Source organism: Paraburkholderia tropica (assembly GCF_014171495.1).
GTDB lineage: Bacteria > Pseudomonadota > Gammaproteobacteria > Burkholderiales > Burkholderiaceae > Paraburkholderia > Paraburkholderia tropica.
On sequence record NZ_CP049134.1, the window covers coordinates 1,933,052 to 1,952,627 of the forward strand.

13 protein-coding genes are annotated in these 19,576 nt (G+C 65.5%); 4 read left to right on the forward strand and 9 right to left on the reverse strand.

All coding sequences use genetic code 11. The features are described 5' to 3' along the window. Positions 1 to 152: 152 nt before the first annotated feature. Positions 153 to 1,973 carry a translational GTPase TypA gene (gene typA, locus G5S35_RS08765; protein ID WP_065063135.1) on the reverse strand — a complete coding sequence of 607 codons (1,821 nt, stop codon included), beginning with the start codon at positions 1,971 to 1,973 and terminating at the stop codon, positions 153 to 155. Positions 1,974 to 2,429: 456 nt separating this feature from the next. Between typA and G5S35_RS08770 the strand changes: the two genes are divergently transcribed. The 4 genes from G5S35_RS08770 to G5S35_RS08785 all read left to right on the forward strand — a co-directional run bounded on the left by G5S35_RS08770 (position 2,430) and on the right by G5S35_RS08785 (position 7,501). Then, positions 2,430 to 2,948 (forward strand): MarR family winged helix-turn-helix transcriptional regulator, encoded by a 519-nt coding sequence (locus G5S35_RS08770; RefSeq protein ID WP_065063133.1) that lies wholly within the window; start codon positions 2,430 to 2,432, stop codon positions 2,946 to 2,948. 86 nt (positions 2,949 to 3,034) lie between these two features. Next, positions 3,035 to 4,627: an efflux transporter outer membrane subunit gene (locus G5S35_RS08775; protein WP_183038213.1), complete on the forward strand. Its 1,593-nt coding sequence runs from the start codon at positions 3,035 to 3,037 to the stop codon at positions 4,625 to 4,627. Positions 4,628 to 4,674: 47 nt separating this feature from the next. Beyond that, the gene (locus tag G5S35_RS08780; protein ID WP_080180546.1) at positions 4,675 to 5,898 is read left to right on the forward strand and encodes an EmrA/EmrK family multidrug efflux transporter periplasmic adaptor subunit; all 1,224 of its coding nucleotides are present in this window, start codon (positions 4,675 to 4,677) and stop codon (positions 5,896 to 5,898) included. A gap of 37 nt (positions 5,899 to 5,935) precedes the next feature. After that, positions 5,936 to 7,501, forward strand: coding sequence for a DHA2 family efflux MFS transporter permease subunit (locus tag G5S35_RS08785; protein ID WP_065061231.1), 1,566 nt, complete (start codon positions 5,936 to 5,938; stop codon positions 7,499 to 7,501). A 141-nt stretch (positions 7,502 to 7,642) separates the two neighbouring features. Here the strand turns inward: G5S35_RS08785 and truB are convergent, their stop codons facing one another. The 8 genes from truB to G5S35_RS08825 form a co-directional block, all read right to left on the reverse strand. After that, the gene (gene truB / locus G5S35_RS08790) at positions 7,643 to 8,602 is read right to left on the reverse strand and encodes a tRNA pseudouridine(55) synthase TruB (RefSeq protein WP_183038214.1); all 960 of its coding nucleotides are present in this window, start codon (positions 8,600 to 8,602) and stop codon (positions 7,643 to 7,645) included. A 10-nt stretch (positions 8,603 to 8,612) separates the two neighbouring features. Beyond that, a complete protein-coding gene (gene rbfA / locus G5S35_RS08795) occupies positions 8,613 to 8,978 on the reverse strand; it encodes a 30S ribosome-binding factor RbfA (protein ID WP_065061229.1) in 366 nt (121 codons plus the stop codon). Between the two features lie 155 nt (positions 8,979 to 9,133). Further along, entirely contained in the window at positions 9,134 to 12,088 is a 2,955-nt protein-coding gene (gene infB, locus G5S35_RS08800; protein ID WP_065061228.1) for a translation initiation factor IF-2, read from the reverse strand. 153 nt (positions 12,089 to 12,241) lie between these two features. Next, entirely contained in the window at positions 12,242 to 13,717 is a 1,476-nt protein-coding gene (gene nusA / locus G5S35_RS08805; protein ID WP_065061227.1) for a transcription termination factor NusA, read from the reverse strand. Further along, positions 13,714 to 14,172, reverse strand: a complete 459-nt coding sequence (gene rimP, locus G5S35_RS08810; RefSeq protein WP_065061251.1) for a ribosome maturation factor RimP — start codon at positions 14,170 to 14,172, stop codon at positions 13,714 to 13,716. The genes nusA and rimP overlap by 4 nt, the downstream gene beginning before the upstream one ends. Positions 14,173 to 14,839: 667 nt before the next feature. After that, a complete protein-coding gene (rluB, locus tag G5S35_RS08815) occupies positions 14,840 to 16,699 on the reverse strand; it encodes a 23S rRNA pseudouridine(2605) synthase RluB (RefSeq protein ID WP_176081882.1) in 1,860 nt (619 codons plus the stop codon). 97 nt (positions 16,700 to 16,796) lie between these two features. Further along, positions 16,797 to 17,804, reverse strand: coding sequence for an SMC-Scp complex subunit ScpB (scpB, locus tag G5S35_RS08820; RefSeq protein ID WP_237181272.1), 1,008 nt, complete (start codon positions 17,802 to 17,804; stop codon positions 16,797 to 16,799). 324 nt (positions 17,805 to 18,128) lie between these two features. Next, positions 18,129 to 19,397 (reverse strand): pyridoxal phosphate-dependent aminotransferase, encoded by a 1,269-nt coding sequence (locus G5S35_RS08825; RefSeq protein ID WP_082992016.1) that lies wholly within the window; start codon positions 19,395 to 19,397, stop codon positions 18,129 to 18,131. Between the last annotated feature and the right edge of the window lie 179 nt (positions 19,398 to 19,576).

Below are 19,576 nucleotides of genomic sequence, written 5' to 3' on the forward strand. Positions count from 1 at the left end.
CGGGCTTTGGCGGTACTTTGCAACTTTTACAACAGACTCTTCCGGCACTGCGAGGCAATCCCCGCCGGACGCAAAAAAGCCGCCCAGACAGCGGCGGCTTTCTTGTTTTCTTACATGCATTGCAGTGCGCGAAAAAGTTTCGACAGCAAACTTTACTCGGCTTCGCGGCTTGCGCGGCGACGCTCGTGCTCTTTCAGGTGACGCTTGCGCAGGCGGATCGACTGCGGCGTCACTTCCACGAGTTCGTCGTCGTCGATGAATTCGACCGCGTACTCGAGCGACATCTGGATCGGCGGAACCAGGCGCACGGCTTCGTCGGTGCCCGAGGCGCGCACGTTGGTGAGCTGCTTGCCCTTGATCGGATTCACGACGAGGTCGTTGTCGCGGCTATGGATACCGATGATCATGCCTTCGTACAGCGCGTCGCCCGGCTTCACGAACATGCGGCCGCGATCCTGCAGCTTCCACAGTGCGTAGGCGACAGCGGCGCCGTCGTCCTGCGAGATCAGCACGCCATTGCGGCGCTCGCCGAGCGTACCTTCCTTGACCGGACCGTATGCGTCGAACACGTGGCTCATCAGGCCCGTGCCGCGCGTCAGCGTCATGAATTCGCCCTGGAAGCCGATCAGGCCACGCGCCGGAATGCGGTACTCGAGACGCGTACGGCCCTGACCATCCGACGCCATGTCGAGCATTTCGCCCTTACGGCGGCCCAGTTCTTCCATCACGCCGCCCTGGTTGGCGTCTTCGACGTCAACGGTCAGCATTTCGTACGGCTCCTGCTTCACGCCGTCGACTTCGTGCAGCACCACGCGCGGACGCGACACGGCCAGCTCGTAGCCTTCACGGCGCATGTTTTCGATCAGGATGGTCAGGTGCAGTTCGCCGCGGCCCGACACTTCGAACGTGGTTTCGTCGCCCGTGTCCTTCACGCGCAGCGCCACGTTGTGGTTCAGTTCCTTGGTCAGACGGTCGCGGATCTGGCGGCTCGTCACGAACTTGCCTTCCTTGCCGGCGAGCGGCGACGAATTCACGAGGAAGTTCATCGTCAGCGTCGGCTCGTCGACCGTGATCATCGGCAGCGCTTCGGGGTTGTCGACCGCGCAGATGGTCGCGCCGATACCGATGTCTTCGATACCGTTGATCAGCACGATGTCGCCGGCCTCAGCCGCTTCGACCTGCACGCGCTCCAGGCCGCTGAATGCCAGCACCTGGTTGATCTTGCGGTTCAGGACCTGGCCTTCCGGACCAAAGCGCAGCGCAACCGGCTGACCCGGCTTGATACGACCGCGCTTGATACGGCCCACGCCGATACGACCAACGTAAGCCGAGTAGTCGAGCGAGGTGATCTGGAGTTGCAGGCCGCCTTCCGGATCGGCGTCACGGACCGGCACGTGTTCGAGCACGGCGTCGAACAGCGGGCGCATATCGCCGCTACGCGCTTCCGGCGACAGCGATGCGTAGCCGTTCAGGCCCGATGCGTACACGATCGGGAAGTCGAGCTGCTCTTCGGTCGCGCCGAGCTTGTCGAACAGGTCGAACGTCTGGTTGATCACCCAGTCGATACGCGCGCCCGGACGGTCGATCTTGTTGACGACAACGATCGGCTTGAGGCCGAGCGCGAGCGCCTTCTTGGTCACGAAGCGCGTTTGCGGCATCGGGCCTTCAACGGCGTCGACGAGCAGCAGCACCGAGTCGACCATCGACAGCACGCGTTCCACTTCGCCGCCGAAGTCGGCGTGGCCCGGGGTGTCGACGATGTTGATGTGGGTGCCTTCGTACTCGACCGCGCAGTTCTTCGAAAGAATCGTGATGCCACGCTCTTTTTCGATGTCGTTCGAGTCCATCACGCGCTCGGCGACCTGCTGGTTGTCACGGAACGTGGCGGTCTGACGGAGGAGCTGGTCGACGAGCGTGGTCTTGCCGTGGTCGACGTGGGCAATGATGGCAATGTTGCGTAGGGCGCGGGACATAGGAACCTGGGTACAGTTAAGAGTGCGCGGCAGCGCGCCCGGGCGGGCGAGCGCTACACAGCCGGCTACATAGCCGGATGGGGCATCGCGACCACCGCCCGCCTCTTCCGGACGGATCCGGAGGCTCGATTCGGCAGCGCTGCAATGGCGCACTTTTGGGAACCTGAAATTATAGCACGCGCAGATGAATTGATCAGGCGCATATCCGATCTTTCCATCATGGCCGCCGTGATCTGCCCGAACCGCGGTCAGACGATTGCATACAAGAGACGGGGCGACGGCTCACGGGTTTTACAGCGGCGCTGCGCTGAATCTCAATTTTCTCATGTGCAGGCCACAACATTAAGCCCTTATCCGGCAAAGGTTATTCGTCCCCGGCAGAATAAAACCCTTGCCGCGTCAACTAACGTTTCTTATAATCCCTGCCTGGTCAATCATTGCAGTCGCAGCAGAAACATGACGGATCCGATCCCTGTACCGCCGCCCGAAATCCGCGATTACGATCTCGGCGAGAGCGTCGGCTACCTGCTCGCGCGGGCCAAGACGAGCATGTCGAACATGGTCACGCAGCGCACGCTCGCCGAACTGGGCATCACCAGCCAGCAGGCCAGCGTGCTGTTCATGGTGGCCAGCGGCAAGTGCCTGCTCGCCGCCGAACTCGCGCGCGAATACGGCATCGACGCCAGCGCGGTCACGCGTCTCGTCGACCGGCTGGAGAAGCGCGGCCTCCTCAAGCGCGTGCGCAGCTCCGAAGACCGCCGCGCCGTACGCCTTGCGCTGACGCCCGAAGGCGAAGCCATCGCGCGCCGCATGCCGGCCATTTTCACGAGCGTGACGGAAACGCTCGCCGCCGGTTTCACGCCCGAAGAGGTGGGCTTTCTGAAGAACATGTTGCGACGGGTTCTCGCCAATAGCTGCGATGCCAGCCAGAACGCGAATGCGGCAGCCGGGCAAAATCCGCCGGCCAATTCATGACAGGGCAAGCAAATTTGAAACCGGCAAACAAGAAAATAGCTGCATCGTCCAGTATCACCTCACCTTCTCACGCAACGAGACGAGCAATGAAATCCCAAACCCAGTTTGCGCCAGCGCTGTCGTGCCGGGCCGCGGTGACCGCCGCGATCGCCGCGCTCGCGCTTTCGGGCTGCGCGAACTACATCGGCATCAAGAGCGACAAGACGCTCGCGCAGCCGCAGCAGTTCGAGTCGTCGCAAAGCATTCCGGCGCAGGGCGGCCAGTGGCCCGCGTTCGACTGGGCGAAGCAGTTCGGCGATCCGCAGCTCCAGAAGCTGATCGACGAAGCGCTCGACGGCAATCCGACGATCGCGCAGGCGCAGGCGCGACTGGCGAAGGCGTCGTCGTATATCGAAACGTCGAAATCGGCGCTCTATCCGAAGGCCAACGCGAGCTACTCGTGGACCCGCGAGCTCTATTCGGCGAACGGGCTGTTCCCACCGCCCTACGGCGGCAGCTGGTACAGCGAAAACAACGTGCTGGCCAGCGCCTCGTGGGATCTGGACCTGTGGGGCAAGAACCGTCAGCGACTCGCGCAGGCGGTCTCCGCACAGCGCGCCGCCGAAGCCGAGATGCAGCAGGCCCGCATCACGCTCGCCGCGTCGGTCGCGCGTACCTATAACCAGCTCGCCCAGCTCTACGCGCTGCGCGATATCGCCGCGCGCGAAATCGACAACCGCAAGACCATCGGCAACATCACGAACGGCCGCGTGGTCGCGGGCCTCGACACCAACGTCGAGCGTCAGACCGCCAACGGCAACATCGCGACGAGCCAGGCGAATCTTTCGCAGATCGACGGCCAGATCGAAACCGTGCGCTATCAGCTCGGCGCGCTGCTCGGCAAGGGTCCGGATCGCGGTCTGCAGATCGCCAATCCGGTGCTCAATCCGGTCGCCAGCGTCGCGCTGCCCGACAACCTGCCCGCCGATCTCGTCGCGCGCCGCCCGGACATCGTCGCCGCGCGCTGGCAGGTCGAAGGCGCGATGCACGACGTCAAGGAAGCGAAGGCCGAGTTCTATCCCGACGTGAATCTCGCGGCGGGCTTCGGCTTCGATGCCTTCGGCTGGGGCAAATTCCTCAACTTCACGAGCCGCCAGATGAACATCGGCCCGGCCGTGCATCTGCCGATCTTCGACGCGGGCGCCCTGCGCGCGCAACTGAAGGGCCGTTACGCCGACTTCGAACTCGACGTCGCGAACTACGACCAGACGCTGATCGGCGCGTTCCAGGACGTGGCAACCACCGTCTCGTCGATCCGTTCGGCCGACAAGCAGCTCGTCGATGCGCAACACGCGCTCGATGCGTCGACGAAGGCGTATCAGCTCGCCGTGATCCGCTACAAGGCGGGCCTCTCGGAGCAGCTGCAGGTGCTCAACGCCGACCAGAACCGCCTCGCCGCCGAGCAGACCGTGACGAACCTGAAGTCGCAGCGCGCCGACGAGCAGATGGCGCTGATCAAGGCGCTGGGCGGCGGCTTCGACGCGCAGAACGCGGGGCTCGTGCCGCCGGCGCAGGTCGGCAGCGAAGCGCGCGGCCAGAGCGACGTGAACGGCGGGCCCTGGCGCGATGCGCCGTGGACCGCACCGGCCTCGTCGGCCTCGGCCACGCCTGACGCGTCGGCACACGCCGCCACGAACTGAATTCCAATAACTGAACGCACAGCACGCAAGAACCCGGAGATCCTTCCATGAGCACCCCCCAGCAACCGGCCGCCAATCCGCAGCCGAACGCGAACAACGGCAAGCGCAAGCGCATGATGACGCTGCTTGTTCTCGTGATCGTGATTGCAGCCATTGCCTACGGCCTCTACTACTTCCTCGTCGCGCGCTTCAGCGAAAGCACCGACGACGCCTACGTGAACGGCAACGTCGTGCAGATCACGCCGCAGGTCACCGGCACGGTGGTCTCAGTCAACGCCGACGACACGCAGACCGTCAAGATCGGCGATCCGCTCGTGGTGCTCGATCCGGCCGACTCGCGCATCGCGCTGCAGCAGGCCGAGGCGAATCTCGGCCAGACCGTGCGCCAGGTGCGCGGCCTCTTCGCCGACGACAGCCAGTACGAAGCGCAGGTCGCCGTGCGTCAGGCGGACCTCTCTCGCGCGCAGGACGATCTGCGCCGCCGCATGCAGGTGGCGCAGACGGGCGCGGTTTCGCAGGAAGAAATCTCGCACGCGCGCGACGCCGCGCGCAGCGCCCAGGCCGCGCTCGAAGCCGCGCAGCAGCAGCTCGTCGCGAACCAGGCGCTGACCGCGAACACGACGATCGCCAATCATCCGAACGTGATGGCGGCCGCCGCGAAGGTGCGCGACGCCTACCTCGCGAACGCGCGCAACACGCTGCCCGCGCCGGTCACGGGTTACGTGGCGAAGCGCTCGGTGCAGGTCGGCCAGCGCGTTTCGCCGGGCACGCCGCTGATGTCGGTGGTGCCGCTGAACTCGCTGTGGATCGACGCGAACTTCAAGGAAGTGCAGCTCAAGCACATGCGCATCGGCCAGCCGGTGGAAATGACCGCGGACGTGTACGGCTCGTCGGTGGTGTATCACGGCAAGGTGGTGGGCTTCTCGGCGGGCACGGGCTCGGCGTTCTCGCTGCTGCCGGCGCAGAACGCGACGGGCAACTGGATCAAGGTGGTGCAGCGTCTGCCGGTGCGTATCTCGCTGGATCCGGAAGATCTGCAGAAGCATCCGCTGCGTATCGGTCTGTCGATGCAGGTTGACGTCGACATCAAGAACGATGCGGGCAGCCAGTTGGGCAACGCGCAGAACACGGTGTACGAGACGAACGTGTTCGAGAAGTATGGCGATGAAGCCGATGCGGAGATTGCGCGGATTATTTCGCAGAACGCGGGTCCGAACGCCAACAAGGCAGCGCAGGTTTCGTCGGCGAAAACGCCCGCGAAAATGATGTAAGCGCAGCGCCGATACGAAGCGAACAACAAAGCATTCAATGGCAGCACAACAACCCGTCGTCCATCCGCCGCTACAGGGCGCGCAACTCGTGATCGGCACCATTGCGGTGTCGCTCGCGGTGTTCATGAACGTGCTGGACACGTCGATCGCGAACGTCTCGATTCCGTCGATCTCGGGCGACCTCGGGGTCGCCTCCGATCAGGGCACGTGGGTCATCACGTCGTTCGCGGTTGCGAATGCGATCTCGGTGCCGCTCACGGGCTGGCTCACCGAGCGCATCGGCCAGGTGCGCCTGTTCATGGCGTCGATCATTCTGTTCGTGATCTCGTCGTGGCTGTGCGGCCTCGCGCCCACGCTGCCCTTCCTGCTCGCCGCGCGCGTGCTGCAGGGTGCCGTGGCCGGTCCGATGATCCCGCTTTCTCAAACGCTGCTGCTCGCGAGCTACCCGCGCGCGAAAGCGCCCATCGCGCTTTCGATGTGGTCGATGACCACGCTGATCGCGCCGGTGGCCGGGCCGATTCTCGGCGGCTGGATCTCCGACAACATCTCGTGGCCGTGGATCTTCTATGTGAACATCCCGGTCGGCATCGCGGCGGCGCTCGCCACGTGGGCGATCTTCCGCAACCGCGACTCGGCCATCCGCAAGGCGCCGATCGACGGCGTCGGCCTCGGCCTGCTGATCGTCTGGGTCGGGTCGCTGCAGATCATGCTCGACAAAGGCAAGGATCTCGACTGGTTCTCGTCGACCACGATCGTCGTGCTCGCGCTCACGGCCGTGATCGCGTTCGCGTTCTTCGTGATCTGGGAACTGACCGCCGAGCATCCGGTGGTCGACCTGTCGCTGTTCGCGCGGCGCAACTTCACGGGCGGGACGATCGCGCTGTCGGTGGGCTACGGGCTCTACTTCGGCAATCTCGTGCTGCTGCCGCTGTGGCTGCAAACCGATCTCGGCTACACCGCGACCGACGCCGGTCTCGTGATGGCGCCCGTGGGCTTCTTTGCGATCCTGCTGTCGCCGATCACGGGCCGCATCCTGCCGCGCACCGATCCGCGCTACATCGCGACCGCCGCGTTCGTGGTGTTCGCGCTGTGCTTCTGGATGCGTTCGCAGTACACCACCGGCGTGGACACCTGGGCGCTGACGGTTCCGACGTTGATTCAGGGTATCGGCATGGCGGGGCTTTTCATTCCGCTCGTCTCGATCACGCTGTCCGGTTTGCCGGGCAACCGCATTCCGGCAGCGTCGGGTCTGTCGAATTTCGTGCGGATCATGTGCGGCGGCATCGGCACCTCGATCTTCGAAACCGCGTGGGACCATCGCACGATCTTCCATCATGCGCGTCTCACCGAGCAGGCCACGCCCACGAGCCCGGTCTTCAATCAGTCGATGCAGCAGATGCAGAACGTGGCCGGCCTCGATCCGTCGCAGGCGCACGGACTCTTCGACCGCATGGCGACGCAGCAGGCCGCGCAGCTCGGCGTGAACGATCTGTTCTGGATTTCGTCGGTGATCTTTATCGTGCTGATCGCGCTGATCTGGATTACGCGCCCCGAACGCTCGGGCGGTGGCGATGCAGGCGCGGCGGCTTCGGCGGCGCACTGAGGTTCGCATTCGATCTCGCTCACGGCTCGATCGGTTGATCGGGTCGTGAATGCAAAAACGGCACGCACGGTGTGAACCGGCGTGCCGTTTTTTATTGCGCGATGTGCGCTATGACCTGTGCTGTGACTTGCGCCGCGCGAATCAAGCCGCGCCGCTCACCACCAGACGCTCCGGCGCGAGCACGCCACTACCCGCCTTCGCCACGCCGAGCAGACGCCCCGCTTCGTCGTAGACGCGCACGCGATCGGCCGCCTCGCACGCCGCGCGATCGAGCACCAGCTCGTTGAGCGGCAGACGCTGGCCGTGCGTGAAACGGCGCGCCGCGTCGGCGTTCAGCGTGAGCGCCGGAAACGTCGAGAGCAGCGCATCGACGGGTTGCAGCCAGGTGTCGCGCTGCGGCTCGTCGGCGGCCGTGAGCGCGTCGAGCGTCACCGCATGGTCCAGCGTCAGCGCGCCGACGCCGGTACGGCGCAGCATCACCAGATGCGCGCCGCAGCCAAGCGCCTCGCCGATATCCTCGGCGAGCGTGCGCACATACGTGCCCTTACTGCACGTCACGCGGAACGTGACGTCCGGCAGGCTGCACACGAGCATGTCCAGCGCGAGTATCGTCACCTCGCGCCCTTCGCGCTCGACCGTCTGGCCCGCGCGCGCGTATTCGTAGAGCGGCTTGCCGTCGCGCTTGAGCGCCGAATACATCGGCGGCACCTGAACGATATCGCCGACGAACTTCGTCATCGCCGCGCGCACGGCGACTTCGTCGCAGTTCACCTCACGCGTTTCCGCCGCTTCGCCTTCGGCGTCGCCCGTGGTCGTGCGGATGCCCAGACGCAGCGTCGCCTCGTAGGTCTTGTCGGCTTCGAGCAGATCCTGCGAGAACTTGGTCGCCTCGCCGAAACACAGCGGCAAGAGGCCCGTCGCGAGCGGATCCAGCGTGCCGGTGTGGCCCGCCTTCTTCACGCGATACAGACGCTTCGCGCGAATCAGCGCGTCGTTGCTCGACAGGCCGAGCGGCTTGTCGAGCAGCAGCACGCCGTCGAGCAGACGGCGCGGCACTTTAGGGCGAGCCTCGCCCGGACTCTTCTTCGATGATGCTGTCATGCTGGAGACGTCAGTCGTCCTTGGCGCGCGTGGCGTTCGCCTCGTCGATCAGGCGCGACATCTCCACGCCCTTCTCGACCGACTGGTCGTAGTGGAAATGCAGCGTCGGCACCGTGTGGATGTGCAGGCGCTTGAACAGTTGATTGTGCAGATGGCCCGCGGCGTGATTGAGCGCTTCCTGGGTGGTCTTGGGATCGCCCGTGAGCGTCGTGAAATAGACCTTGGCGTGCGCGTAATCGGGCGTCAGTTCCACGCTCTGGATCGTCACGAGACCCACGCGCGGATCCTTCACTTCGCGCATCAGCTCGGAGAGATCGCGCTGGATCTGATCGGCGATCTGTACGTTGCGATTCGGAGAAGAACGTTTTTTCGGCATGATGGTTCCACCTCATTGGTGCGAGGCATTCAGGCGGCGCGCTTTATCGCTAATTTCGCGGAGGTCAAGCGGCCGCACAAAAAACACGTGCAAAAAGACAAACGGGCGGGGCTGGCCAGCGCCCGCCCCGCCCGTCTTGCGTATGCGCTGGAGACTTACAGCGTACGCGCGACTTCGGTGATCTCGAACACTTCGAGCTGATCGCCTTCGACGATGTCGTTGAAGTTCTTGATCGACATACCGCACTCGAAGCCTTGCTTGACTTCCTTGACGTCGTCCTTGAAGCGCTTGAGCGAGTCGAGTTCGCCGGTATAGATGACCACGTTGTTGCGGATCACGCGCACCGACGACGAACGCTTGACGAAACCGTCCGTGACCATACAGCCGGCGACGAGGCCAACCTTCGGTACGCGGATCACCTGGCGCACTTCGGCCATACCCGTCACGACTTCGCGCTTCTCCGGCGCGAGCATGCCCGACATCGCCGCCTTCACCTCATCCACTGCGTCATAGATGATGTTGTAGTAGCGGATGTCGATGCCGTTCGCTTCGGCAACCTTGCGCGCCTGTGCATCCGCACGCGTGTTGAAGCCGATGATGACCGCCTTCGAAGCCGTTGCCAGATTGACGTCCGACTCGCTGATCGCACCGACCGCGCTGTGCACGATCTGCACGCGCACTTCGCCGGTCGACAGCTTGAGCAGCGATTGCACCAGTGCTTCCTGCGAACCCTGCACGTCGGCCTTGACGATGAGCGGCAGGTTTTGCACTTCGCCTTCCGCCATCTGCTCGAGCATGTTTTCGAGCTTCGCGGCTTGCTGCTTGGCCAGCTTCACGTCGCGGAACTTGCCTTGACGGAACAGGGCGATTTCACGCGCCTTGCGCTCGTCCGGCAGCACGATGACTTCTTCGCCCGCGCCCGGCACTTCCGACAGACCCTGGATTTCGACCGGGATCGACGGGCCGGCTTCCTTCGCCGGCTTGCCGGTTTCGTCGAGCATGGCGCGCACGCGGCCGTAGGCGCTGCCTGCCAGCACGACGTCGCCGCGATTGAGCGTACCCGACTGAACCAGGATGGTCGCGACCGGACCCTTACCCTTGTCGAGCTTCGCTTCGATCACGATGCCCTTGGCCGGCGCTTCGACCGGTGCCTTCAGTTCCAGCACTTCGGCTTGCAGCAGCACGTTTTCGAGCAGATCGTCGATACCCGCGCCGGTCTTCGCCGACACCGGCACGAACGGCGAATCGCCACCGTACTCTTCCGGCACGACGCCTTCCGCGACGAGTTCCTGCTTCACGCGTTCCAGATTCGCATCCGGCTTGTCGATCTTGTTGATCGCCACGACGAGCGGCACGCCGCCCGCCTTCGCGTGCGAGATGGCTTCCTTCGTCTGCGGCATCACGCCGTCGTCGGCTGCGACCACCAGAATGACGATGTCGGTTGCCTTCGCACCGCGGGCACGCATGGCCGTGAAGGCCTCGTGACCCGGCGTGTCGAGGAACGTGATGACGCCACGCGGCGTTTCGACGTGATACGCGCCGATGTGCTGCGTGATGCCGCCCGCTTCGCCCGCTGCAACCTTGGCGCGGCGGATGTAGTCGAGCAGCGAGGTCTTGCCGTGGTCAACGTGACCCATGACGGTGACGACCGGCGGACGCGGCAGTTGCTCGGCGTCCGTCGTGGTGGTCGTGCCTTCGACCAGCAGCGCTTCCGGATCGTCGAGCTTCGCGGCAACCGCATGGTGGCCGAGTTCCTCGACGATGATCATCGCCGTTTCCTGGTCGAGCATCTGGTTGATGGTAACCATCTGGCCCATCTTCATCATCACCTTGATGACTTCCGATGCCTTCACCGACATCTTGTGCGCGAGGTCGGCGACCGTGATGGTCTCCGGCACGTGCACTTCACGGACGATCGGTTCGGTCGGCGCCTGGAACGACGATGCGCTGTCCTGATGACGGCCACGGCCCTTCGGGCCGCCGCGCCAGCCGCGGTCCACGCCGCCCGAAGAGTCGCCGCGCGTCTTGATACCGCGACGCTTCGATGCGTCGTCCTGCCAGCCGCCCTTGCCTGCGCCCGGCTTCTTGTTGCGGTCGCCCGCGCCGGCACCCGGCGCGCTCGTCGAGGGCGCAGCCGCGGTGGCGGGCTTTTTCGCACCCGCGCCTGCTGCCGGACGTGCAGCCGCACCTTCCGGACGCGCCGGCTTGTGCAGCGTGCCCTTGGCTTCGGCAGGCTTCGGCGGCTCGACCGGCTTCGGCGGTTCGACCGCCTTGACCTGCGCCTTGCGCGGCGTGTTCATCATTTCGCGGATCGCGCGCGCTTCGGCTTCGGCGGCCGCGCGACGACGCGCGATCTCGTCCTGTTCCTTCTGCGCCTTGTCGGCGGCTTCGCGTGCGGCGGCCTCGGCCTTCTGAGCCGCTTCGCGTTGCGCGGCGCGCTCGGCGGCGGCGCGCTGTTCGTCTTGCTGGTCCTGCTGCTGTTTCACTTCCTTCGATTCCGCTTCGGCATTGCGCTGTGCAGCCACGGCTTGAGCGGCGAGCTCACGCGCGGCGGCTTCGGCCACTGCCTTTTTCTTTTCTGCTTCTTCCTCGGCGCGGCGGCGTTCGGCCTCGGCGGCCTCTTCGCGCGCACGGCGCTCCGACTCTTCACGCGCGAGCAACTCCTGGCGCTCCTTGAGCTCCTGAGCCTGACGCTCGAGCAGCTCGGCCTCGCGGCGTGCTTCTTCTTCGCGGCGCTGCAGCTCCGCCTCTTCGGCGGCGACTGCTGCGTCGGCGGCATGATTCGATGCCTCCGCCTGTTCGGCGGACTCGTCGCGGCGGACGAACGTGCGCTTCTTGCGCACCTCGACCTGAATGGTGCGTGCCTTACCCGTCGAATCGGACTGCTTGATCTCCGACGTATGCCGTTTCGTCAGCGTGATCTTGCGCTTGTCCGCGTCGGTCGAACCGTGCGACTTGCGCAAGTGGTCGAGCAGACGCGCCTTGTCAGTTTCCGACAAGGCATCGCTCTCGCTCGCTTTCTGGACGCCCGCTGCCTGCAGCTGCTCCAGCAGCACGCCTGCAGGCATTTTCAGTTCCGCGGCAAATTGGGCTACGTTGTTACTCGCCATTCATTCCTCTTAATGCAAGGACCGATTCCTTGCGGTTGACATCGGTTCATGCGGCCGTGGGTGCCTCGCCTGGCGAGGCCCCGCCGCGATCAGTTCAATGGGTCATGGTCGCTTCCTGCTCGTCGCGCCCCGGTTCCAAACCTGTTGCCAGGCTTACTGGAACCAGTGCTCACGTGCCTTCATGATCAACGCCTTGGCGGCGTCCTCTTCCATTCCCGTCATTTCGACCAGCTCGTCCACGGCCAGCTCGGCGAGCTCGTCGCGGGTGTGAACCTCGTGCTGCGCCAGCTTGGCAAGCAGTTCGGGGTCGATGCCGTCCAGACTCTTGAGGTCCAGCGCGGCGCTTTCGACTTTCTCCTCGTTCGCGATAGCCTGCGTGAGCAGCGCGTCGCGAGCGCGGTTGCGCAACTCGTGCACGGTGTCCTCGTCGAACGCCTCGATTTCCAGCATTTCGTTGAGCGGCACGTAGGCGATCTCTTCGAGGCTCGTGAAGCCTTCGTCGATCAGGATGTCGGCGACTTCTTCGTCCACGTCGAGACGCGCCATGAACAGGTCGCGCAGCACCGTGCGCTCCTGATTCTGCTTCTGCGCGGATTCGTCCGGCGTCATGATGTTGATCTGCCAGCCGGTCAGTTCGCTGGCAAGACGCACGTTCTGGCCGCTGCGGCCAATGGCGACCGCAAGCTCGCTTTCGTCGACCACGACGTCCATCGAGTGCTTTTCTTCGTCGACGACGATCGACTGCACGGCCGCCGGCGCGAGCGCGCCGATAACGAACTGGGCGGGATCCTCCGACCATAGCACGATGTCGACGTTTTCGCCACCGAGCTCATTGCGCACGGCCTGCACGCGCGAGCCGCGAATGCCGACGCAGGTGCCGATGGGGTCGATACGCTTGTCGTAGGCCACCACGCCGATCTTGGCGCGCACGCCCGGATCACGCGCCGCCGCCTTGATCTCCAGAAGGCCTTGCTCGATTTCCGGCACTTCCATTTCGAACAGCTTCATCAGGAACTCGGGCGCCGTGCGCGAGAGTTCGATCTGCGGGCCGCGCGCGGTGCGGTCGACCTTGCCGATCCAGGCGCGCACGCGGTCGCCCACGCGCAGGTTTTCCTTCGGAATCAGCTGGTCGCGGCGCAGCAGCGCTTCGACACGGCCCGATTCGACGATGAAATTGCCCTTGTCCATGCGCTTGACCGTGCCGGTCATGATGCTTTCGCCGCGCTCGAGGAAGTCGTTGAGGATCTGCTCACGCTCGGCGTCGCGCACCTTCTGCAGGATGACCTGCTTGGCGGCCTGCGCGCCGATACGGCCGAATTCCACCGACGGAACCGGCTGTTCGACGAAACCGTCGATCTGCGCTTCGGGATCTTGCTCGCGTGCTTCGAACAGCAGGATTTCCTGATCCGGCTCCTGCAGACCCGCCTCGTCCGGCACGATGCGCCAGCGGCGGAACGTCTCGTGTTCGCCGCTTTCGCGGTCGATGTGCACGCGGATGTCCGCATCCTCGTCGAAGAGTTTCTTGGAGGCCGACGCAAGCGCCGCTTCAAGGGCGGCGAACACCACGTCCTTGTCGACATTCTTCTCGCGTGCCAGCGCATCCACCAGCATCAACACTTCGCGACTCATTGTTTGCGGCTCCTAAAGTCAACTTTGGGGATCAGGCGGGCTTTGTCGATGTCCGCGAGCGTGAAATCGAGCATCGCAGGACCCGCCTTCCCTTCGAATTCCAGACCGATGGTTTCGCCTTCCGGGGCATGCACGATGCCGCGGTACGATTTCCGTCCGTCCAATGGCTTTTTCAACGTGATAACCGCCTCGCAGCCCGCGAAGCGTTCGAAGTCCGCCAGCTTTTTCAGCGGCCGGTCGAGGCCGGGCGACGAGACCTCGAGACGTTCGTAGTCGATGTTCTCGACAAACAGAACGTGCTGCAGCTGACGCGTGACCTTCTCGCAATCCTCGATCGCGATACCCGCAGGCTGATCGATGTAGATGGCCAGCATGCCGCGCCCGGTGCGCTCGAGGTCGACCAGCTCGTAACCGAGCCCGGTGACCGTGGTTTCAATCAGTTCCGTCAGTTGCACAATGCCCACTCCAGATATTCGCGCAGCGAGCCGGCAACTTCCTGTTCCTGAGAGTCAAACGGGATTCGCGGGCCGCGCGCCAGATGAGCGCGCGCTCTTGCACCTACTTGCGCGTGACCCAGATGGCGAACCCACCCCGACGTGATGTCCGGCGATGCGATGCCCGGTTCTGCTGCCCGGGGGCTTCGACGTCGGATTCGACGCCTGCGCGATGGGTGTATTCGACTACTTTTTCACCGCACATCGCGCACTGCCTCGAAACCCGAAACCGTTACGAAACCGCTTCGATCACATACCGATCACATTCGGCCGAGCCAAAAAAAAATGGGCGAAACGCCCATCTTCTCACTTAGCCAGGTGGTCGCACCTGGGACGCAAATAAAAGCCGCACGCCCAGCGACTCCGAGATTGTAGCCTTTTTCCGGCTCTAACGCAAACCGCGCAAGGCGAACGGCCATGCGTTATGCACGGAATATGGGCCGCCCTGAGGCGTTTTCAAGGCGTTTTATGGCGATTTCCGCACTTTGCGCTTCGGGCGCCGTCGACGCGTGCGATACCGGCTATGTCACACGCATGTCGCATTCGCGCGACGGTCGTCGCCGTATCGACGAACGGCGGGGCACGGCGCGAGGACAGAGCCCCCGCGCCACCGACCCACGCCGTACGCTCAGTGCCCGCGCGTGCGGTTGCGCGGCGTGCCGCGCTGGCCGCCCCGGTTGCCCGGTGCGCGGTTGCCGCCGCCGTTGGCGTTCGCGTTGCCGCCCGGGCCACGGCGATTGCCGCCCGCACCGGCGTTGCCGCCCGCACGCTTGCCCGCTCCCGGTGCGCGATTGCCGTCGACGTCGCCACGGCCGCCGCGGTTGCCGTTGCCGCCGCCATTGCCGGCATTACCACCATTACCCCGGCCCGGACGATTGCCGCCCATGCCGCCGAAGTTACCCGAGCCGCCGCCAAAGCCACCCGCCGCCGCACCGCGGCGGCCTTGACCCGGACGGCCCTGGCCCTGACCCTGACGCGACTGTGCCATCGCACCATGCGAGCTCAGCACCGGCTCGCGGTTGATGAAGCCCATCGAGGTCTGCATCGGATCCGGCTGACGGCGCTCCTGCTCCTTGCCACCCCGGCCACCCTTCTCCTCGCTCGGCGCCTTCAGGCCAACCGACGCCATCAGCGCACGCACCTGGTTGTCCTCGAGCTCTTCCCAGCGGCCGCGCTTGAGGCCCTTGGGCAGCGCGATCGGACCGTGACGCGTACGGATCAGGCGGCTCACCATCAGGCCCGCCGCCTCGAACATACGGCGCACTTCGCGGTTGCGGCCTTCGGCCAGCGCGACGTGATACCAGTGATTCGTGCCTTCGCCGCCGCCGTCGCGGATGCGCAGGAAGCTCGCCGGGCCGTCTTCGAGCTCGACGCCCTTGAGCAGCTTCTGACGCATCCCTTCGCTCAGCTCGCCGACCACGCGCACCGCGTATTCACGCTCCACGCTGTAGCGCGGATGCATGAAACGGTTGGCCAGATCGCCCGAGGTCGTGAGCATCAGCAGACCTTCGGTGTTGAAGTCGAGACGGCCGACGGCCAGCCACTTCGCCGTCTTCATCGGCGGCAGGCGGTCGAACACCGAGGCACGGCCTTCGGGATCCGCATGGCTGACGATCTCGCCGGTCGGCTTGTGATAGATCAGCACGCGCGGCGGCTTGTTCTGCAGCTTGCGCTTGATCGGCTTGCCGTTGATGCGGACCTGGTCGGTCGGCAGAATGCGTTGGCCGATGTGCGCCGGTTCGCCGTTCACCGAGACGCGCCCGGCGATGATCAGCTCTTCCATGTCGCGGCGCGAGCCCATGCCCGCGTCGGCCAGCACCTTGTGCAGCTTCGGCGCGTCGTCGTCCGGGCTCAGCACGCGCTTGGGCTGCTGGGCGCGGCCACGGCGCAGCATCGGCGCGTTCACGCCCGAGCCCGCACCGTTGTCGGCGTCGAATGCCGGCGACGTCACGTACAGGAACAGATCGTCCTGATTGCCTTCGCCCGCAGCGGCCGCCGGCGCGTCGCCGCCAGCCTTGCGGCCACGGCCGCCCTTGGCGCCGGCCGTCTTGCCGCCCGCGCCGCCTGTGCTCTTGCCAGCCGGCTTGCCCGCCGGTGCATCCGCGCCGGCCTGTGCGGCGTTGGCCGGATTCGCGCGGCGGCCGGGCTTCTTCGCACCCGTCGCGCCGGTCTTGGCGCCCGCTTCCTTGCTGCGCGGCGCGCGCGCGGGAGCGGCGCTTTCCGGCGCGGCCTCGGCGCCCGTTTCGGCTTCGCCCGGCGCTGCTGCGCCTTCGGCGCCCTTGCCCTTGCCGCCAGCGCGGCGCCGGGCGATCAGGCTGCGCGGACCGCGGCGCAGGCCACGGCGCGGACGGTCCTCGCCGTCGGCCGAACCTTCGCCCGCGTGCGGCGCGGCGCTTTCGGCCGAGCGCGAGTCGTCGTCGCGCGTGGAGGACGCGCGACGCGCGGATTCGGACGCGTCGGCCGAATCGGTGTCGTGGATATCAGTCAAAACAACCTCGAAATGTCAGGTTGCGCGCCCGGCTGCGGGGGCGCGTCAAAAGTGTTCTTGCGTCAGACGCCGCGCGAGGCGGCTACGTTGTCCGTCCTCAGACGGGGTCGTCCTGCGCCGCGTCGCGGCGGTCTTCGTTTTCTTCTGCGGGCGTGCCGGCAAGGTGGCCGGCGGGCTCCGTGATGTGCGCGTCGGCGCGATCCGCGTGGACGGACGGCGTATGCGCCGCGTGTTCGTCCAAGGCATCGACGATGACGTCTGCCTCGGCGCCGGCTTCGTCTACATTCGCCGCGCTATCCATACTCTGCACGCCAGCTTGCGCTTCGGCCACGGCGTGGTCGCTGGCCGGCGCGTCCTGATGCGCCACCGCGATGTCATCCACCGCGTCTTCGACCGCTTCCACGCCGGCTTGCGCGTGTTCCACGCTATCCGGCGCACTTTCCTGCACGGACGCATCGGCCATGCCCGTTGCGTCCGCCGCGGCGGCTTGCGCCGCCTCGCCTTCGGGCGCACCCGCGGCGATCAGCTGTGCCACTTCGCTGTCCGGAAACTCGATCGCATGCTGCGCGAGCAACTGCTCGCCGAGCTGATTCGACGGATCGTCGAGCGGCGGCAGTTCTTCGAGCGACTTCAGGCCGAGATCGTCGAGAAACTGACGCGTCGTGGCATAAAGCGCGGGACGTCCGGGTACGTCGCGATGACCGATGACTTCGATCCAGTTACGGTCTTCGAGCTGTTTGACGACCTGCGTATTGACGGTCACCCCGCGAATCTCTTCGATATCGCCGCGCGTGACCGGCTGCCGGTACGCGATGATCGCGAGCGTCTCGAGCACCGCGCGCGAATAACGCGGCGGCTTTTCGGGATGCAGGCGGTCGAGGTAAGTGCGCATGGCCGGCTTGCTCTGAAAGCGCCAGCCGGACGCGAGGCCCACCAGTTCGACGCCACGCCCGGACCAGTCGTGACGCAGGTCTTCGAGCAGGTTACGGACCGTGTCGGCCGAAATATCGTCGGCAAACAGTTTGCGCAGATCGCCGATTTTCAGCGGCTCCTGCGTGCAGATCAATGCAGTCTCGAGGACGATTTTCGCCTCTTGGGTATTCATGCAGCCAGCTCAGACCCTAAGTAAGGTAAACCAGGTTCAAGGAACCGGATCAGACAGACAGAGACGAAGTGGAACTGGAGACGCGCTCGCCCGATTCTGATCGGTCATATTGATGGGAGCACGCACCGGGGGGCCGCAAACAACGCAGAAGCAGGCAAAGTGCCAGACCCAGCCGGACGGAGCAGCGAAATTCCCGCAGGGAATCGCGTGACTGAGCGCCATCTTACGCAAAAACGCCGGGTGCGTAAAGACGGCTTCAGGCGCGTTTTAACCCGTTTGCGTCAATAGCGTATCGAGCGATGCGACACGCATGACCGTGCAATTTCAGCGTGCGCCCTGCTGATCGGCACCGCGCTCCAGATACCGCGCGAGCCGTTCGACGCCCGCGTCGAGCCGCGCCGGATCGCAGGCGTAGCACCAGCGCACGAAACCTTCGCCTTGCGGCCCGAACGCGCTGCCGGGTGCGAGCCCGAGACCCGCCTCGCGCACCAGCGACTTGCACAGATCGAGACTGCGCTCGGCGCCCGCGAGCCGGAAAAACAGGTACATCGCGCCATGCGGCACCTTCACGTCGACGCCGGGCAGCCGCGCGAGCGCCGCCGCGAGATGGTCGCGCGACGCACGCAGATCGGCGACCAGCGCGCGCGTCGAGGCCTCGCCCTGCTCGACGGCGACGATGCCCGCCTGCTGCACGAACGACGGCGCGCACGAGGTGTTGTACTCGACCAGCTTGCCCAGATCGTCCATCAAGGTGCGCGGGGCGACCATCCAGCCGAGCCGCCAGCCGGTCATCAGCCACGCCTTCGAGAACGAATTCACGCAGATCAGGCGTTCGTCGCGCGAGGCCAGATCGAGAAACGACGGCGCGGCGAGTTCGCCCGCCTCGCCGTAGTAGAGCCGCTCGTAGACTTCATCGGCGACGATCCAGATGCCGTGGCGGCGGCAATGCGCCAGCACGGCCTGCTGCTCGTCGCGCGTCATCACCCAGCCGGTGGGGTTGTTCGGCGAGTTGATCATCAGCATCCTGGTGCCGGGCGTCAGTGCCGCGAGCAGCGCGTCGAGGTCGAGCGTCCAGCCGCGCTCGCCGTAGCCGAGCGAGACCGTCTCGACCGAGGCGCCCAGAATCTTCGGAATCTCAACGAGATTCGGCCACAGCGGCGTGACCGCCACGACGCGGTCGCCCGCGCCCACCACCAGTTGCGCCGCGAGCATCAGCGCGTTCACGCCGGCGCTCGTCACCGCAATGTTGTCGGCGGACGTCGGGCCGTGCAGCGCGCTCACGTAGCGCGCCAGCGCTTCGCGCAGCGGCGCGATGCCGAGGTTGTGCGTGTAGAAGGTGTCGCCGCGCGTGAGCGCCTGCGCGGCGGCCTCGCGGATGAACGACGGCGTCGTGCGGTCCGACTCGCCGAACCAGAACGGCAGCACGTCCGCGACGCCGAAACCCGCGTTGGCCACTTCGCGGATCTGCGAGGAGCGCAGCGCGCGCACGGCGTCGCGCGCGAGGCTCGATCCGGCGGGCGCTGCGGGTGCAGCGGGTGCGTTGTGCGGGGAGTCAGGCGAAACCGAAGCAGACGACGGGGACGAAGCGGACATCGAGCCTTCCTTGGCGGGTTGAAAGCGGACCACGTGCGAGCAGCCGGACCAGAACCGGATGCGGGCCGAATGCGAACCGGATGCGGGCCGGACGCGGCAGCGGGTAAAGCTCGACAGTGTAGCGCGCGATTTTTTTGAACGACGCCCCGCCCCGCCGCCATCTGCGCCGTTGTCCGCGA

What these genes read in the sequence shown, in the direction of transcription:
- typA (WP_065063135.1), bottom strand. Translation starts at nt 1,973, where the DNA reads ATGTCCCGCGCCCTACGCAACATTGCCATCATTGCCCACGTCGACCAC.
- G5S35_RS08770 (WP_065063133.1), top strand. Translation starts at nt 2,430, where the DNA reads ATGACGGATCCGATCCCTGTACCGCCGCCCGAAATCCGCGATTACGAT.
- G5S35_RS08775 (WP_183038213.1), top strand. Translation starts at nt 3,035, where the DNA reads ATGAAATCCCAAACCCAGTTTGCGCCAGCGCTGTCGTGCCGGGCCGCG.
- G5S35_RS08780 (WP_080180546.1), top strand. Translation starts at nt 4,675, where the DNA reads ATGAGCACCCCCCAGCAACCGGCCGCCAATCCGCAGCCGAACGCGAAC.
- G5S35_RS08785 (WP_065061231.1), top strand. Translation starts at nt 5,936, where the DNA reads ATGGCAGCACAACAACCCGTCGTCCATCCGCCGCTACAGGGCGCGCAA.
- truB (WP_183038214.1), bottom strand. Translation starts at nt 8,602, where the DNA reads ATGACAGCATCATCGAAGAAGAGTCCGGGCGAGGCTCGCCCTAAAGTG.
- rbfA (WP_065061229.1), bottom strand. Translation starts at nt 8,978, where the DNA reads ATGCCGAAAAAACGTTCTTCTCCGAATCGCAACGTACAGATCGCCGAT.
- infB (WP_065061228.1), bottom strand. Translation starts at nt 12,088, where the DNA reads ATGGCGAGTAACAACGTAGCCCAATTTGCCGCGGAACTGAAAATGCCT.
- nusA (WP_065061227.1), bottom strand. Translation starts at nt 13,717, where the DNA reads ATGAGTCGCGAAGTGTTGATGCTGGTGGATGCGCTGGCACGCGAGAAG.
- scpB (WP_237181272.1), bottom strand. Translation starts at nt 17,804, where the DNA reads ATGAATACCCAAGAGGCGAAAATCGTCCTCGAGACTGCATTGATCTGC.
- G5S35_RS08825 (WP_082992016.1), bottom strand. Translation starts at nt 19,397, where the DNA reads ATGTCCGCTTCGTCCCCGTCGTCTGCTTCGGTTTCGCCTGACTCCCCG.